Raw genomic sequence first — 16,711 nt, 5'->3', positions numbered from 1 at the left:
TCAAATGAGCTATTAGATTCCACCGGTAAAGAATGTTGTTCCTTAATCCCTAGCCCTTTAACTAGATTTAGAGATGGCGATGAGCAACATCTGTTCAGATTGTAAATAGGTGTTGTTTGCCAACATTGGCGACAAAACCAGTAGATTTGATGCTGGCGAACGTGACGGAGCATTTGATTCGAGCAGCAGGGGCACTGTGTCATAAAGACCTCTTTTTTAACTAAAGGCTATTTCACTCTTGTTGCAAAATGCTGTAAGCTCGCTTGAAGCAACGATAACAAGACCCTATACAAAAAAAATAAAGATTTGGTAAAGAATATAAAAGGGTTAAGGAAAAGATACAAGTTTAAACATTCCGTAATAAAATTAAGACCGCAGAGAATTTTTATCCCACCATACGCACCTTGTAATATCACATCTGTTGTGTGATAATTATATACTATTCAGATGCAGCTTTTGAGACTCATTCCTACATCAAAGAATTTTCCTGTTCCCTGTTCCTTGATTTGATATGAGAGTCTAAATCCTAGCCCTACACCTTTGTATGAAGGTATCGCGGGCCGACAGTCTGGTGTAAAAGATGCGGTATCAGGAACAATCGATGCCTTCGCTAGCGACGGAATGCTGTTAGTAGGAGAAACGCTGAGACAGGGTTTAAGTCCAAGCCAATATTCTGTGATACCGGAGCAGCCTTTAACCTGCATTTCTTACGGCATGATATTGCCAGCAAGTGACACTGAATGGCAAGAAACAGTCAATAATTATATTCGCAATCAAAGTTCGACAAACCTGTTGGAAAAAGTGCTGGGGCGCAATTCTCCTTTCCTACCGATGAGTGTTGCCGCTCAAGATAAATGTATTTGAACCCAAATCGGGCAAGGTGGTCGGCGCGCACCAGAAGAATAGGGGTCAATCGATTGCGCGATTTTAGATTTTAGATTTTAGATTTTAGAGGCGACCCCACGGATCAATGCGGGGGCAATAAGTGATTTTCGATTTTCGATTTGGGATTGATTCCACGGATAAATCACGTGGCGGGTACTACCTTTGAAATTCGTGGTCAGGTGCGGATCTTGTCAGGGCAAGTCCGATCGCTGCAACCAGTGGCGTCAATAGGCTCTAAACTGGATTCAGGAAGGCGCGCAGCACAGGTTTAGGAGGGTCATCAGTGACAGAAAAAAATTATCAATCGTCTTCTCTACCCACCTACGCTCGAAAAGAACTGCGGGAATTAGTTCGATCGCAGTTAAGGGCCCTGTTGGAAGAAGGAGACTTTAAAGGAGCAAAAGCGATTTTGCACCCGGTGCAGGAAGCAGACATAGCTGAAGCTATCGAAGGCCTGCCAGAAACCATGCAAGTAATAGCTTTCCGCTTGCTTTCCAAAGACGAAGCAATCGCAGTCTACGAATATCTCGACTCCAGCGTTCAGCAGTCCCTCTGCGAAAAATTCAAACGCCAAGAAGTCATTGACATTGTAGACAAAATGTCCCCGGACGATCGAGCTAAACTCTTTGACGAACTGCCGGCAATATTAGTCCGTCGCCTGTTGGGTGAATTGAGCCCGACGGAACGGGAAGCTACGGCTCAACTTTTGGGTTACGAAGCCAGTACCGCCGGTCGGATCATGACCCCGGAATACATTTCTCTCAAAGAAAGCTTTACCGTCGCCCAAGCTTTAGACCGAATTCGCTCTTTGGCTAAAACTACCGAAACAATTTATTCTCTTTACGTCACTGACGCCGGACGCAGCTTGACAGGTATTTTATCCCTGCGGGATTTAGTCACTTCGCCCCTCGACAAAACCGTCGGCGAAATTATGACCCGCGACGTAGTTTCTGTTCAAACAGGAACGGATCAAGAAGAAGTAGCTAGGCTAATCCAGCGTTACGATTTTTTAGCTGTGCCCGTTGTAGACCGCGAACAGCGGCTAGTCGGGATCATTACAGTTGACGATGCGATCGACATTTTAGAACAAGAAGCAGCCAAAGATATTTATACCTTGGGCGGCGTCCAGTCCGGCGGCGACAATTATTTTCAGACCGATTTAATCACTGTTGCCCGGAAAAGGGTCGTGTGGCTGTTTGTTCTGCTTTTAACTAATACTGTCACCGGCGCAATTATTAGAGCTCAAGAAGATATTTTGAACCAAGTAGTCGCCTTAGCAGCTTTTATTCCCCTGCTGACTGGCACTGGAGGCAATGTCGGAGCTCAGTCCTCAACAGTTGTAATTCGCGGTTTGAACACTGATGAAATTACAGCAATGGGGCCGTTTCAAGTAATTGTTCGCGAGGGGATGGCGGGAGCGCTGCTAGGAGCTATATTGGGGACTGTAGCGACGGGCTGGGCTTATACTTTGCAAGGGAGTTTAGCAGTGGCACTCGCGGTGGGAGTGAGTTTGTTTGCGATCGCAATTTTAGCTTCTCTTGCCGGTTCAGCTCTGCCGTTTCTATTTCGTTCTTTGGGTTTAGACCCGGCTTTAATGTCTGCTCCTTTTATTACCACCGCAGTTGATGTCCTCGGGGTCTTGATTTATTTCACTTTAGCTCGACAAATTTTGCAGCTTTAATATATTTAATTACATGGCTGTGAATAAAAAACTTAATCTGTTTTTCACCACTGCTAAATTCGGGGTTTACGTGCGATTACATACCGGATATCTGCCGTCGCGCGTACTTTATTTTTATCCGCATACTTGCACCAGTTGAAAAAAAGAATGCAACTATAGGCCCGTGCTCCAAACTCCGAGCTTCCTCAGTCATTCCCAATCTAAAATCTACAATCTAAAATCTAAAATCTAAAATGGTATTAGCCTATGTCATCATCCAATTCACCAACGAAAATCCAAAATCCCACGTCGAGCAATTTGTTAGAAACTGCTGAAGTGGTTTTTATTGCTGCCTCTGCTGTGGGATTGGCTGCTAGTTTGGTTTGGGAACAGAGCGTTTATGCTCAAGGCGCGATCGTGATTGCGTTGGTGTTGAATTTTGTGAACCGACAGAAGCTGCACAAGCAAGTTAAAGCAAGTACGGCGGCCACGTTCGATCGCGTAAATCAACAAGCAGCTACTACCGATCGCGCGATCGAGCAATTGCAACTTGCTGTAAATGCTTTAGACGAAGCTCTTTCTCAAACATCTCGCGAAAATCTCAATGTTGGGCCTGGAGAAAACGTACACTCTCTAATTTCAGCAATTGAGAACCTGCGCCAGCGACTAATAATTTTAGAAAAAACTATTAAAATGATTCAAAGCGAGATCGAACTCACCAGCCGCCAATTCAAACAGCGACCGGAATTGCAACAAGTCGAAACTTTGACCACAATAATTCTGGACTTGCAGCAGTTTATCAACGAACTGCCACAGTGGGGCAATTTGCAGCAGCGGCAGCTAACAGAACTTCAGCAAAAAGTAGACAATGCTTTGGCGGAACTCTCAGAAGAAATTGCTGTGATTCCCAACCGCGTGCAAGAGGCGCTAGCCCATCGCGGTGGGGAAATTAACCCACAGTTGGGTTCTGGTTTGAATGGCGAGCAAAAGAATGGTTATCGACCTAAAACCCAGAATGAGAAAATTCGCCAGAAATATCCCAGAGCTTATGTCAAGTGGAGTCAGGATGAAGACGAAAATTTGAAGAAAGAATATGCTAGCGGTCAACAAATTGACGAATTAGCTCAGAGATTTCAGCGACAGCCTAGTGCCATTCGTTCGCGCTTACAAAAATTAGGATTAATCGAATAATGGGAATGGTATAGACAAAAATGAGTAAATCTAAAATCTAAAATCTAAAATCGGCAATAACAAAACGATCGCCCTTTTTTTTCAAAAGAGCGATCGCTTTGTTTCTGTATTCAGTACCGGCTGCTAACAGCGGGCCACTAACATTACATCTCAAGGCTTTTTAGCCTGGGTCTACCTCATTTTAGAAATCTTGGGGTAACAAAGAACTTAAACGCTCCAACAAAGGATCGGAATTCCGAGGAGGAGCAACTTCAGCATCAGGCACTACATTATCATCCGCCACAGAGTCAGACTCAATCGGGCCAGGCTCTACTACTTTTGAAACTGGGGCAAAAGAAACTTGAGCAAACTTACTGTTAACACTCCCCTGCAACTGATCCAACTGCGCGCTGAGTTGACTCAGTTGATGTTCCAGTCCCTCCAAACGGCTTAATTCCTCTGCCGAAACATTGTGCTCAAACTCAGCAAATTTCACCACAAGTTCAGCAATACGCTGTTCCAACCGCTGAAAGTTCTGTGTAGAGCTAGCAGACTCAGATACAGACAAAAACTGCCACAAAGCTTGCTTGCAGAGATTGCTGAAAGTCTGATACTTCGTGAAAGCCAACTCTTTTTCAATAGCGGCCAGCAAAGTTTGATCCGCAGCATCTTCCGTAAACGCCACCGAGAAATTCGCCTTATTTTTTGCCCACAGTGCCATAGGGTTCAAGCCTTAATGCGTTACTTTATCGTGGCTAGCTGAGCCTCAGCATAAATAAACTGTCCCAAAGCATTAGCTTTCCGGGAAGGCTGAGCCAAGTGAGCCTTAAGATTGGCGTCTTTAAGCAAAGGTTGCAAAACCTCCCAGAAAAACTCGCCGCCACCGCCAGTCAGAACCACATCCGTCACACGTTCCGGCAGCCACTGCACCAAACGTTCGGACAGTTCGTTAGCGAAAGCCTCCCGCAAGTCCTTAATAATCGGATCTAAATTAGTCGGCTTAGTCGCTCCTCTGGGACGGTAGAAACGCTGGCCTTCGGGTTTATTCACCGCTTCCAGTAAAGACAGAGATTGAGGGTCTGCCCCCGGAATCTTTGAGGCAACTTGTTCGTAGAACTTGTTCATTGCGAAGGAATCGCTCTTTGAAGCCGCCCGGGCGAAACGGAAACGATCGACCATTAACAAATCGGTAGTTTGGTGTCCGATATCAACCACAGCCACCGACAGTTCCGGCAACTCCGGCGTAAACTCCTTGTTATCTTGAGCCTCGCACCAAATCAGGCTGCCGAACCCTTCCGGCATCACCCAAACGTGACTGATGTTAATATCCACCCGCTCGCCCCGGTACACCACAACGTGGGGAGAGCGCAGTTGGCTGATAATCTCTTCCTTTTCCTTCTCAAACTGATCCTGCGAATAAAACGGCAAACCCAGCACAACTGCTATTTCGCCTTTCATCTGGAAATATCCAGCACAGGAAAAGACCTTAACCAAAGCATCTACTACTTTCGATTGGTCAGCGCCACCGAGATTAGCGCCAAAATCTGCTGCCAATTGACCGATCGCGTAGCCCTTGCCCTGGTACTCCAGCCACATATCCAACAGAGGGTCTGTTGCTTTGGACTCAAAGCTGCCGCCCCGCACCTTTTCTACGGGCATAGTAGCCACGTTGGCAGGGATGAAAACAACGCTACTCGGGTTGCGACTCACGCAAGCTTTAGTTGCCGTCCGACCCAAATCAGCACTAATAATCGATTTGTTAGAAGCGACTTTAGTCTGCTGGGTCAGCATAGCCGAATTAGGAACAAGCTGTCTAGTTGTCATTGAAATGTGTTACCTCACTGAGCCTCACCATTATCATGCCTTATCCCTTGACACTGCCACGCTTAAAGACAGTGGGTTTTGCGGCGATTCTTCTAACTCTACCTAGATCGGTATCGAAATCAGCACCAAACATTATATTCGGGACGATCGCCCTTAATAGATTTTAGATTTTAGATTTTAGATTTTAGATTTTAGAGGCGACAACAGGGGCCGCGGTCCGGGGGCTTGTACCCTGGATGGTTTCGGTCGAGGAGTATTCTCGATCGATCGCGGCAATACGGCCTGTTGCCTGAGAGTGCATTGTTAAGTTAAATTTAGTTAAGATTCTGAGTGTAAACTTTTGTCGCACTTCTCCCACACCGCGATCTTACCCGATCTGTCCCCAATTCAAGGCATCCGCGTTTATGAAAATTTCTTGGCGAACTATACTACTTTGGACTTTACCCGCCTTAGTCATCGGCTTTTTCTTGTGGCAGGGGGCCTTTGCGCCATCCCCGGCAGAAATGAGCAAGAACACCGCCAGCACCCGCCTGAGCTACGGTCGATTCTTAGATTACTTAAACGCCGGTCGAGTGACCAGCGTTGACCTTTACGACGGAGGTCGGACGGCTATTGTCCTAGCAGTCGATCCCGAACTGGACAATCACGAGCAGCGGTGGCGGGTAGACTTGCCATCAAATGCCCCGGAACTGGTTTCTAGGCTCAGAGACTCCAAAATCAGCTTCGACACTCACCCACTACGCAACGACGGCGCTGTCTGGGGACTTTTAGGCAATCTAGTATTTCCCCTCTTGTTAGTAGGAGGGCTGTTTTTCCTCTTCCGCCGCGGTGGCAACGTGCCAGGGGGCCCTGGCCAAGCCATGAACTTTGGCAAGTCCAAAGCTCGCTTTCAAATGGAAGCTAAAACAGGCGTACTGTTCGACGACGTAGCAGGCGTTGAGGAAGCCAAAGAAGAACTACAAGAAGTAGTGACATTCCTCAAAAAACCCGAACGCTTCACCGCAGTCGGGGCGAAGATTCCCAAAGGCGTGCTGCTAGTGGGCCCTCCCGGAACCGGTAAAACCCTCTTGGCAAAAGCGATCGCAGGCGAAGCCGGCGTGCCTTTCTTCAGCATCTCCGGTTCAGAATTTGTCGAAATGTTCGTCGGTGTCGGCGCTTCCCGCGTTCGGGACTTGTTCAAGAAAGCTAAAGAAAATGCTCCTTGCATCATATTTATCGATGAAATCGATGCAGTCGGCCGCCAGCGCGGCGCCGGTATCGGTGGCGGTAACGACGAACGGGAACAAACCCTGAACCAGTTGCTGACCGAAATGGACGGTTTTGAGGGCAATACTGGCATTATCATCATTGCTGCTACGAACCGCCCCGACGTGCTCGACTCAGCGCTGCTGCGTCCGGGACGTTTTGACCGCCAAGTTACCGTAGATACGCCGGATATCAAAGGCCGCTTGGAAATTTTGGAAGTTCACGCGCGCAACAAGAAGCTGTCTCCAGAGATTTCTCTGGACGCCATCGCCCGCCGCACTCCGGGTTTTACCGGCGCTGATTTGGCTAACTTGCTCAACGAAGCTGCGATTTTAACCGCACGCCGCCGCAAAGAAGCGATTACGATGCTCGAAATTGACGATGCAGTCGATCGCGTGGTAGCAGGTATGGAAGGCACTCCTTTGGTGGACAGCAAGAGCAAGCGCTTGATTGCTTACCACGAAATCGGTCACGCGATCGTCGGTACAATCATTCAAGCCCACGATCCAGTTCAAAAAGTTACCTTAGTTCCTCGCGGACAGGCCCGGGGCTTGACTTGGTTCATGCCCAGCGAAGACCAAGGTTTGATTTCAAGATCGCAAATTTTAGCCCGGATTAGCGGTGCTTTAGGTGGCCGCGCAGCCGAAGAAGTAGTTTTCGGCGATGCCGAAGTAACCACCGGTGCCGGCAACGACTTGCAGCAAGTCAGCGGTATGGCGCGCCAAATGGTAACTCGCTACGGGATGTCTACCTTGGGCCCGATCGCCCTGGAAGCCCAGCAAAGCGAAATTTTCCTCGGCCGCGACTACACAGCGCGATCGGAATATTCCGAAGAAATAGCCTCTCGGATTGACGGACAAGTTCGAGCAATTGTCGATCACTGCTACGACGACGCCCGCCGAATTATTCGCGAAAATCGCACCGTGATCGATCGCTTAGTCGATTTGTTGATTGAAAAAGAAACTATCGACGGCGAAGAGTTGCGCCTAATCGTCTCTGAATACACTTTTGTTCCTGAAAAAGAACAATACGTTCCTCAGCTTTAATACTTGTTTGAACATTACGGACACGGCATTGCCGTGTCTTTAAAAAGTAGGGACGCAAGACTATTGCCACGTCCCTACTTTTTTATTAAACTGTCAATAATATTAAACCGCCCCTAAACGCCAATTAACGCAGATGAATACTACATTGGCCCTACATACTAAGAATTTGTCATTTTTTTTTATAGCAGCTTTTATTTGTGTTGGTGTCAATACTTTGAGCGCCCGCGCCGAAAAATCAAGATGTTTTGTAGATATTTGTATCGACTCCAGCAGCGTTGAATTAAGCAAATCCGATATTCCCGGTGCTCCCTCTTATCCAGTCAGAACTATTTTAGTAAGTCAACAGTTTAGTAACGATAAATTGTTGGCGCAAATGGAAGTTGACTGCCAGCAACGACAGTTGAGAACTGTCAGAGTTAGCCAAGATGGCGAAAATTGGTCGAATTTCTCTCCGAAATGGACTTTAGTCGATGGCCACTCATCTTTGTCTCGGCTGGTTGACTATACTTGTAAATTGGCGATCGCAGAACAAGAGAATAAATAAGTAGACCCAGAAAAAAACAGACACCTATATCTTCCACCCTTGCCTTGCGGGTGCAAGTTTGACAGCGCTTGAAACCGCCGAGTGTTAATATGACACTCAATCTAAAATCTAAAATCTAAAATCTAAAATCGGATGACAAACCCCACCGAATATCGGCAAAGACGCGAACAATTAATGGCCCAAATTGGCAGCGGGACGGCGATATTTCGCAGCGCCCCCGCTGCCGTCATGCACAACGATGTAGAATATGCCTACCGACAAGATAGCGATTTTTTCTACTTAACCGGTTTCAACGAAGCTGGGGCGGTAGCGGTGCTCGCGCCACACCACGAAGAACACAAATTTGTTTTGTTTGTGCAGCCAAAAGACTTGGAAAAAGAAACTTGGCACGGTTATCGTGCCGGAGTAGAAGGCGCTAAGGAATTGTACGGCGCGGATGAAGCTTTCCCGATTAATGAACTTGCGGAAAAATTGCCGAAATATTTAGAAAAAGCCGATCGCATATATTATCACTTCGGGCGCGATCGTAGTTTCGACCAAACAGTCCTCAATCACTGGCAGCGCTTGATGGCAACCTATCCCAAACGTGGCACAGGCCCGACAGCAATCGAAGATTCCAACATCATTTTACACCCAATGCGGCTGGTGAAAAGCGAAACTGAATTAGCATTAATGCGAAAAGCCGCTAATATCTCAGTTGCAGCGCACAACCGCGCCCAAGAATTCGCTAAACCGGGCAGATACGAATATGAAATTCAAGCTGAAATAGAACATACTTTCGGCTTAAATGGCTGCACTCCCGCTTACCCTTCAATTGTTGCATCCGGCTACAATTCCTGCGTCCTCCACTACATCGAAAACAACCGCCAAATGCAGGAAAACGATTTGTTGCTAATAGATGCCGGTTGTGCTTGCGACTACTACAACGCTGATATTACTCGTACCTTTCCTGTTAGTGGCAAATTTACAACTGAACAACAGATAATTTATGACTTAGTTTTGCAAGCACAATTGCAGGCAATTAGTCAAGTATATCCCGGAAATCCTTACAGCAAAATTCACGAAACAGCGGTGCGCGTTTTGGTGGAAGGTTTAATGGATTTAAAACTTTTGGTGGGGGACATTGAAGAGATAATTAAAGAAGAGAAATACAAGCCATTTTATATGCACCGCACTGGTCATTGGCTGGGATTGGATGTACATGATGTCGGCGTTTATCAGTACGGCGAAAATCCGCAAGTTTTGCAGGCAGGACAAGTGCTGACGGTGGAACCGGGGATTTATATTTCTCCTTATATTAAACCGGTTGAAGGACAGCCGGAGGTTCCTGAAAAATGGCGCGGTATTGGCGTGAGAATTGAAGATGATGTTTTGGTGACATTGGAAAGTCATGAAGTCTTGACGGCGGGAGTTCCTAAATAAAGGAAAAGTAGAAGGCTTTGGGGATAAGTCAAGAAAGATTGATTAATTAAGTTGGCAGTAAAGGCTTGAGCTTTGTTAGTATTGAGATATTGCACCCTTCTCAATTAGCCTTTTATGAACAGGCTTTCCGGCCTGTTCCACAAAAGATAAATTTTCTTGTGAAACAGGCCGGAAAGCCTGTTGCTGACAATGGTGCAAAATGTGAGTTAGTATTAACTTGAAAAAGCTCAAGTCCGCAACTGCTAAACCTAGAGCAATTATGTGTATTGATCCTACCAAGATCGATCGACCTCTGGAAACCTGCGAAGCATTAGTAGCAGAGCAAAAAGCAAAAATTCTACAACTAGAAGAGGATTTGCAGCAGCAGAGAGAATTGTGCCAGAAATTAGAAGCACAACTCAAAGCAGTCGAGAATGCTGGCTTTTCGGGTTCGGCAACAGAATTTGATATCATCGAGGACGATCGCATTGGGTTAATCACATCTCTGGAAAAAAGCCAGGAAATGTACCGAACTCTCATCAAACATTATCCCAATGGGTCGGTGTTTTTGTTCGATCGCGATTTGCGCTATACTCTGGTTGACGGCCAAGGTTTGGCAGTAGTTGGTTTGTCCAAAGAACTGTTGGAAGGCAAAACATTGTGGGAAGCATCGCCACCTGAAGATTGGCAACTTTTTGAGACTACATATCGCGCTGCTTTGGCAGGAAAAGAGAATACTTTTGAATATAAATACGGCGATCGCGTTTATTTAACAACAACTGTTCCCGTCAAAAACGACCGAGAAGAAATTTTTGCCGGCATGGTAGTTACTCATGATATCACCGAAAAAAAACAGGCAGAAATAGCGCTGCAAGAAATCAAAAATCAGCTAAAAATTAAATATCAAAAGCGCACAGAAGACTTAAAAACAGCTAACACTCAATTGCGGGAAGAAATTATCTATCGCTGGCAGGCAGAAGAAGCTTTGCGAGAAAGCCAGGAACAGCTAGAATTGTTTTTCTCTCAATCTTTAGATGGTTTTTTATTTATGATGCTGGACGAACCAGTGCACTGGGACGATACAGTTGACAAAGAAAAAGTTTTGGATTATGTATTTACTAACGGGCGGGTAACGAAGGCAAATGATGCTTTGATAGCTCAATACGGGGGTACTAGGGAAGAGTTTATTGGTCGCACGCTTTACTCTTTGTTATCGCACAACTTGACTGGTGGCAGAGAGATAATCAGGGAATTTTTTGATGCGGGCAGAATCCACATCGAAAATGACAATCGCAAGTTTGACGGGGCTCTAATTTGGGTGGAAGGCGACTATATTTGCATTTACGATTCCCACGGCAGAATCGTGGGCTATTTTGGCGTGCAGCGCGATATTAGCGATCGCAAAAAAGCAGAAGCAACCCTCAGAGATAGCGAAGAACGCTTTCGGGCCACCGTCGAACAAGCGGCAGTCGGTATTACGCACCCTGACGCAACAGGCCGCTATTTGCGAGTCAATCAAAAATTCTGCGAGATAGTGGGATATACTGCGACTGAACTGCTGTCGCGAACTTGGATGGACGTTACTTACCCAGAAGATATAGATGCAGATTTAGAACAAAACAAGAAATTATTTGCCGGAAAAATTGACAGTTTTAAAATGGAAAAACGCTTGCTGCACAAAGACGGCACTGTAGTTTGGGTAAATATTACAGTATCGCTAATCAAAGAACCGCTGAGTGGGGCAATTTACAATGTAGTAGTGACAGAAGATATTAGCGATCGCAAAAAAACCGAAGCAGCACTGAAAGAGAGCGAAGAAAGGTTCCGACAGCTAGCAGAAAACATTGAAAGCGTGTTTTGGATGGTAAACGTTCAACCCCAGGAAATTATTTATATTAGTCCGGCTTATGCAAAAATATGGGGCAGAAGCTGTGCTGATTTGTATGCTTACGGGCGCTTTTTTACAGAGTCTTTCCATCCAGAAGATCGCGACCGCGTTATTGCTACCTTCACGAAACAAATGGAGTCTGAAAAGGATATCGAATATCGAATTTTCAGACCTGACGGCCAAATTCGCTGGATTCGCGCTCGGGCTTTTCCGATTAGAAATCAAGCTGGTCAAGTTTACCGCATCGTTGGCATTGCAGAAGATATAAGTGAAAGCAAACAGGCAGAAAAAACCATTCGTGAAAGTGAAGAACGCTTCCGCCAGCTAGCAGAAAATATCCAAGATTCCGTCTGGCTAATGTCTGCAGAATTCACCGATTTATTGTATCTGAGTCCAGCTTACGAACAAATCTGGGGGCGCAGTCGCGAAGAATTGTATGCTGATCCATTAAAAATGATGGAGTGGGTGCATCCAGAAGATAAAATCCTGTTGGAAGAGGCAATGGGGCGAGTGTTGCAGGGCGAGTCCACCAATACCGAATATCGGATTTTTTTGCCAGAGGGCACAATTCGCTGGGTGTGCGATCGAGCTTTTCCCATTTACGACGAATCGGGTAAAATTTACCGCATCGCGGGTATTGGCGAAGATATCAGCGATCGCAAATTGACCGATGCCCGCATCCAAGCAGCACTCCGCGAAAAAGAAGTATTGCTCAAAGAAATTCACCACCGAGTCAAAAATAATATGCAGGTAATTTCCAGCTTGCTGCAACTTCAAGCTCAATACATTGAAGACGAAGCGACGCTAACTTTATTTGAAGAAAGCCAGACCCGCATCCATTCAATGGCTCTGATTCACGAGCAACTTTATCAATCCGAACATCTCGATCGGATCGCCCTCTCCCCCTACGTCGAAAACTTGGTTGCTAATTTGTATCAATCTTTTGGTTGCGGCAACACTTCAATCAAATTTAATCTCAAAGTTGACCCCATTTATTTAAACATAGAAACAGCAATCCCGTGCGGTTTAATTATTAACGAACTGGTCTCTAACTCTTTAAAATATGCTTTTATCTCAAGTCTTGCTGGTGAAATATCCATCAATTTTCATGAAATAAATAATTCCCAATTTCATTTAACTATTCAAGATAACGGTCGCGGATTTTCGGCGAATTTTGACTTGGAAAATACTGAAACATTAGGATTGCGATTAGTAAAAATGTTGGCTTACCAATTAGAGGCGAGTATTGCCATTGACAGTCAGCGTGGAACCTGCTACAGTCTGATTTTCCAAGAGTTAAATTATCGGCAGCGTATTTAACAAAAAATGAACCCTATACAAATTTTGGTTGTAGAAGACGAAGTTATTGTAGCCCAAGACATAGCAGGTCGATTAAAAAAACTGGGATATGTAGTAACAGCTACAGTTTCTTCAGGAGAAGAAGCAATTAAAAAAGCGATCGAAAACCCGCCCGACTTAGTGTTGATGGATATCGTGCTTAAAGGTGACATGGACGGGGTAACAGCAGCCGAGAAAATCCGAACTAATAGGAATGTGCCGACAATATTTTTAACAGCTTATGCCGACGATCAAACGCTGCAAAGAGCGAAACTTACAGATCCATTCGGTTATATTATCAAACCATTTCAACAAAATGATTTGCGGGTGGCGATCGAGATTGCCCTGCACAGACACGAAATCGAAACCAAGATGCGAGAATCTCTCAAAGCCGCGGAAGCAGTCAGAGAGTCGGTGGAAGAAAAATCGCACCGCCAAAACCAGTATATTTCAATGGCCGCTCACGAATTGCGGAATCCCCTCAACGCGATTTTAATCTCTGCGGAACTTCTCGATCGAACTCGCAGCAGTGACGAATCCCAAGTTAGAACCCTGCGGCTGGTGCACTCAGCTACCCAAAAGATGAACCAGCTAATCGATGATATGCTGTTTATGGGTCGAGCAGAAGCAGGCCAACTCAAATGCAATCCATTACCGATAAATTTAGTCGAATTTTGTCAAGACTTGCTCGCTCAATTGCAGTTAGGAAATGAAGCCAAGCACAAACTAACATTAATCCCGTCAGATGTTACCAGTGCAATATTAGATCAACAATTGCTGCACGGCATTATTTCTAACTTAATCGTCAATGCCATCAAATATTCTCCCAACGGCGGGCAAGTCACCTTGGAATTGGAATGCCGTCCAGCAAGCGAAGGAGACAAAGAAGCTATTTTCTGCTTGTCTCCTCAGTGTTTGTTTCCCAATTCCCAATTTACAAAAATTAACTCTCCCTCACTAATTATACGTATCCGAGACCAAGGTATCGGCATCCCAGAAACCGAAGTAGGGAAAATATTTGAAATGTTCTACCGCTGCAAGAATAGTGGGAAAATTAAAGGTAATGGTTTGGGATTAACAATTGTTAAAAAAGCTGTGGAATTGCAAGGAGGGGCGATCGCCTGCGAAAGCAAAATCGGCGTTGGTACAACCTTCACCGTCGCCCTTCCTTACGTAGCACTTTCCTGTTCGACTCAACGGCAAAAAACTTAAATGCCCCTACAAACACTAATCAAACTGTTGCAAAATCCACTCCACCGCCACCGCTAAATTTGCTGCAATAAAATCCGGTTTAGTATGGTGCTGATACTCCCCACTCAACACGCTTTCCCCGTAACCAGTCTGCACCAAAATACCAGTACAGCCGGCATTGTGAGCCATATCAACATCAGTCGCTTTATCCCCCACCATAAAACTATTTCGCAAATCTAAATCCTGTTCCCAAGCGGCCGCTACCAACATCCCCGTATTGGGTTTTCGCCAGGTTGTATAGCGCGTAAATTCTGGGTTGGTTCCGCCTTCTGCTGCGCTTAAATAAGGACAGTAATAAAGAGCATTTAACTTGGCTCCTGCTTCATTTTCTAATAGCTGACAAAGGCGTTTGTGCAAAGCTTCTACGTGGCTAACCGGATAATAATTCCTCGCTGGGCCGGATTGATTGGAAACCAGACAGCAAAATATTTGTTGGTCATTTAAACGGCGTACAGCTTGGGCGACTCCGGGGATTAAATGCAAATCTTCTACTTTGTGAATGTAACCAGCTTCGATATTGAGGACGCCATCTCTGTCAAGAAATACTGCTCGTTTCATTGTTGTATTGTTTTTGATATAATATAAAACTCGGTGGCATCGGAATTGATATTACTTAAGCTTTTCGTCGGCTAGTCCTCCCGCCTACCCGCCAGTCCGCCAGGGAATGAATTCCCTGTCTAATAGCGAAAGTCCTCTAAAAGAGGACTGACTCATTCATTAGTCCTCTTTTAGAGGAGTTCAGCTTTGAGGCAGGGGTTTCAACCCCTGTCGGACTATCGGTTTAACGTGTTTGTTGACTCCAATGGACACGGCGCCGTGTCCTCATCATCATTCTAAAATAGATTGTTTGCCTAGCCATTCGCGGAAACTATTATGATACAAACTATAGCAAATTTCTCCTCCAATTTCTTGTTTATTTAAGAACTCGATCCAATTGTCTAACACTTTTTCAACATCGTATTCATCCCGATCAATTATATTGGCGATCACACTTACAGACAAACCTGTTGGGGATTTTACCAAAACATTGATCGCAGACAAGTCGATCGCCGATAAGCCATCACCTGTCATCCGCAGCCAGTGGTTTTGATAATACGCTGCTAAACCGGGAGGAAGTTCAGAGAGAAGTGAGGACTCTCCCAGATTAGCATCGGGGCGTGAATTCTCGGCGATCGCCCTTAACATCTGACTCAGATACATGAAATTGTTTTCGCTGACAGTGGCGAGTTGTTGGCAGAATTCGGGTTGAGTTAAATCCGGTGCGGTTGATAGGTATTGCTGAATGTAGTTCAGGGCATCTTCGCGATTTTGGGCGGGATAATCTCTTAAATCGAGAGTTTGGGAGGGAGTTTCAATTAACAAACCGGATTTCTCTCTCAAAAACGGGCGGCGGGCGAGGATAAAATAAGTACGATCGCCCAAATATCTCGGCAGATAAAACAGATTTGTGCTGGGAGGCTGACTGGTGCGGGCGATCGCGTCTACAGAATCAATGACTATTATCAACTTTTGGCGAGAGTCTAATTTATCGCTAATTTGCTGAAGCAACAAAGACAGAAACCAACTCCCATCATCGGATTCGAGATTTTGAAGTTGAGATTTGAGCTTGAGAATTTCGGATGTTTCCCCATTGGCGGCAAGGTATTTGTCAATCAGTTGAGTGCAGACAGAAGCGAGAAAATCTTCAGCTCGATTTTTGCCCTCAACTCCAGCGTTGTAATAGATACTGCGAGGATGGGCCCTGACATATTGGGCGAGGATGGAACTTTTGCCGCAGCCGGGAGTGCCGACAATTGTGAAATAACCGCGGCTGTGGGAGTTCAGAAAGTCGGATATCGCAGAAAAAACAAACTTGCGGCCTGCAAAATTCTCGGTTTTTTCTCGCAGGAGTTGCTGAAATTCTTTTGGGTAAGAATCGGTAGAGATGGGAGTTGAGAGAGGTAAGGAATTCATGTTAGTTCCTCCATCCCTTCTAGCCGCAGGAAATATACGCGGCCGGATTCGTCGCCTGCGACAATTGTGACTCCATCGGGGGCGATCGCGCAACAGGCGATCGAACTTTCAGCCGTGAAACTAGCAAGGATATTTCCACTCAACAAATCCCAGACTTTGAGGGTATTGTCATCTGAACCAGAAATCGCCCGCTTGCCATCGGAGGTGACGGCGACTGCTTTTACCGACTTGCTGTGACCTTTGAGAGTGAACTACCTACACGCCCGCTGACGCTACAGTGTAGGCTTCCCAATTCATCAGGGATTGCCTCGACTATCAGAGATTTTTTACCTCCTGATAGTTTTGGTCTTACATCCCCTCCAAGGGCAGTAGCGCTAGTTCCTAACGCCAATAATCGCAAACCTTCATTTCTGATATTTATTGCCGCATTAAGTAGGTAGGCGTAAAAAAACCAAATCATGTTAAGATAAGTAAACACTCAAGATTTGATTTACAAAATCAACAAA

General features: G+C 45.6%; 13 protein-coding genes. 8 read left to right on the top strand and 5 right to left on the bottom strand.

Going from position 1 to position 16,711, the window contains the following annotated elements; all coding sequences use genetic code 11:
* The first annotated feature begins 540 nt into the window (after positions 1-540).
* The 3 genes from QT984_RS27455 (at position 541) to QT984_RS27445 (ending at position 3,736) form a co-directional block, all read left to right on the top strand.
* On the top strand, positions 541-864 hold the full coding sequence (locus QT984_RS27455; protein WP_333211537.1) for a hypothetical protein: 324 nt from the start codon (positions 541-543) through the stop codon (positions 862-864).
* 304 nt (positions 865-1,168) lie between these two features.
* The gene (gene mgtE / locus QT984_RS27450; RefSeq protein WP_333056952.1) at positions 1,169-2,566 is read left to right on the top strand and encodes a magnesium transporter; all 1,398 of its coding nucleotides are present in this window, start codon (positions 1,169-1,171) and stop codon (positions 2,564-2,566) included.
* Between the two features lie 246 nt (positions 2,567-2,812).
* Positions 2,813-3,736, top strand: coding sequence for a hypothetical protein (locus QT984_RS27445; RefSeq protein ID WP_333262532.1), 924 nt, complete (start codon positions 2,813-2,815; stop codon positions 3,734-3,736).
* A 181-nt stretch (positions 3,737-3,917) separates the two neighbouring features.
* Here the strand turns inward: QT984_RS27445 and QT984_RS27440 are convergent, their stop codons facing one another.
* Positions 3,918-4,436 carry a hypothetical protein gene (locus QT984_RS27440; protein WP_333056950.1) on the bottom strand — a complete coding sequence of 173 codons (519 nt, stop codon included), beginning with the start codon at positions 4,434-4,436 and terminating at the stop codon, positions 3,918-3,920.
* A gap of 20 nt (positions 4,437-4,456) precedes the next feature.
* Positions 4,457-5,539: a ParM/StbA family protein gene (locus QT984_RS27435; RefSeq protein ID WP_333041971.1), complete on the bottom strand. Its 1,083-nt coding sequence runs from the start codon at positions 5,537-5,539 to the stop codon at positions 4,457-4,459.
* A gap of 404 nt (positions 5,540-5,943) precedes the next feature.
* Between QT984_RS27435 and ftsH2 the strand changes: the two genes are divergently transcribed.
* The 5 genes from ftsH2 (at position 5,944) to QT984_RS27410 (ending at position 14,213) form a co-directional block, all read left to right on the top strand.
* A complete protein-coding gene (gene ftsH2 / locus QT984_RS27430) occupies positions 5,944-7,830 on the top strand; it encodes an ATP-dependent zinc metalloprotease FtsH2 (RefSeq protein WP_333056949.1) in 1,887 nt (628 codons plus the stop codon).
* A gap of 133 nt (positions 7,831-7,963) precedes the next feature.
* A complete protein-coding gene (locus QT984_RS27425; RefSeq protein WP_333056948.1) occupies positions 7,964-8,374 on the top strand; it encodes a hypothetical protein in 411 nt (136 codons plus the stop codon).
* Positions 8,375-8,506: 132 nt separating this feature from the next.
* Positions 8,507-9,796: an aminopeptidase P N-terminal domain-containing protein gene (locus QT984_RS27420; RefSeq protein ID WP_333056946.1), complete on the top strand. Its 1,290-nt coding sequence runs from the start codon at positions 8,507-8,509 to the stop codon at positions 9,794-9,796.
* A 259-nt stretch (positions 9,797-10,055) separates the two neighbouring features.
* A complete protein-coding gene (locus tag QT984_RS27415; RefSeq protein ID WP_333056944.1) occupies positions 10,056-12,983 on the top strand; it encodes a PAS domain S-box protein in 2,928 nt (975 codons plus the stop codon).
* Between the two features lie 6 nt (positions 12,984-12,989).
* Entirely contained in the window at positions 12,990-14,213 is a 1,224-nt protein-coding gene (locus tag QT984_RS27410; protein WP_333056942.1) for an ATP-binding protein, read from the top strand.
* A gap of 15 nt (positions 14,214-14,228) precedes the next feature.
* Here QT984_RS27410 and QT984_RS27405 read toward each other — a convergent pair whose 3' ends face one another.
* From QT984_RS27405 to QT984_RS27395, 3 genes are all read right to left on the bottom strand, one after another.
* On the bottom strand, positions 14,229-14,810 hold the full coding sequence (locus tag QT984_RS27405; RefSeq protein ID WP_333056940.1) for an HAD family hydrolase: 582 nt from the start codon (positions 14,808-14,810) through the stop codon (positions 14,229-14,231).
* A 270-nt stretch (positions 14,811-15,080) separates the two neighbouring features.
* Positions 15,081-16,205, bottom strand: coding sequence for an ATP-binding protein (locus QT984_RS27400; protein ID WP_333375363.1), 1,125 nt, complete (start codon positions 16,203-16,205; stop codon positions 15,081-15,083).
* The gene (locus QT984_RS27395) at positions 16,202-16,390 is read right to left on the bottom strand and encodes a WD40 repeat domain-containing protein (RefSeq protein WP_445243060.1); all 189 of its coding nucleotides are present in this window, start codon (positions 16,388-16,390) and stop codon (positions 16,202-16,204) included. Before QT984_RS27395 ends, QT984_RS27400 begins: the two co-directional genes overlap by 4 nt.
* Between the last annotated feature and the right edge of the window lie 321 nt (positions 16,391-16,711).

The sequence above is a fragment of the Microcoleus sp. Z1_B2 genome, from assembly GCF_036700325.1.
GTDB lineage: Bacteria > Cyanobacteriota > Cyanobacteriia > Cyanobacteriales > Microcoleaceae > Microcoleus.
This window is presented reverse-complemented; position numbering and strand designations above follow the sequence as displayed.

What these genes read in the sequence shown, in the direction of transcription:
- QT984_RS27445 (WP_333262532.1), top strand. Translation starts at nt 2,813, where the DNA reads ATGTCATCATCCAATTCACCAACGAAAATCCAAAATCCCACGTCGAGC.
- QT984_RS27440 (WP_333056950.1), bottom strand. Translation starts at nt 4,436, where the DNA reads ATGGCACTGTGGGCAAAAAATAAGGCGAATTTCTCGGTGGCGTTTACG.
- QT984_RS27435 (WP_333041971.1), bottom strand. Translation starts at nt 5,539, where the DNA reads ATGACAACTAGACAGCTTGTTCCTAATTCGGCTATGCTGACCCAGCAG.
- ftsH2 (WP_333056949.1), top strand. Translation starts at nt 5,944, where the DNA reads ATGAAAATTTCTTGGCGAACTATACTACTTTGGACTTTACCCGCCTTA.
- QT984_RS27425 (WP_333056948.1), top strand. Translation starts at nt 7,964, where the DNA reads ATGAATACTACATTGGCCCTACATACTAAGAATTTGTCATTTTTTTTT.
- QT984_RS27420 (WP_333056946.1), top strand. Translation starts at nt 8,507, where the DNA reads ATGACAAACCCCACCGAATATCGGCAAAGACGCGAACAATTAATGGCC.
- QT984_RS27415 (WP_333056944.1), top strand. Translation starts at nt 10,056, where the DNA reads ATGTGTATTGATCCTACCAAGATCGATCGACCTCTGGAAACCTGCGAA.
- QT984_RS27410 (WP_333056942.1), top strand. Translation starts at nt 12,990, where the DNA reads ATGAACCCTATACAAATTTTGGTTGTAGAAGACGAAGTTATTGTAGCC.
- QT984_RS27405 (WP_333056940.1), bottom strand. Translation starts at nt 14,810, where the DNA reads ATGAAACGAGCAGTATTTCTTGACAGAGATGGCGTCCTCAATATCGAA.
- QT984_RS27400 (WP_333375363.1), bottom strand. Translation starts at nt 16,205, where the DNA reads ATGAATTCCTTACCTCTCTCAACTCCCATCTCTACCGATTCTTACCCA.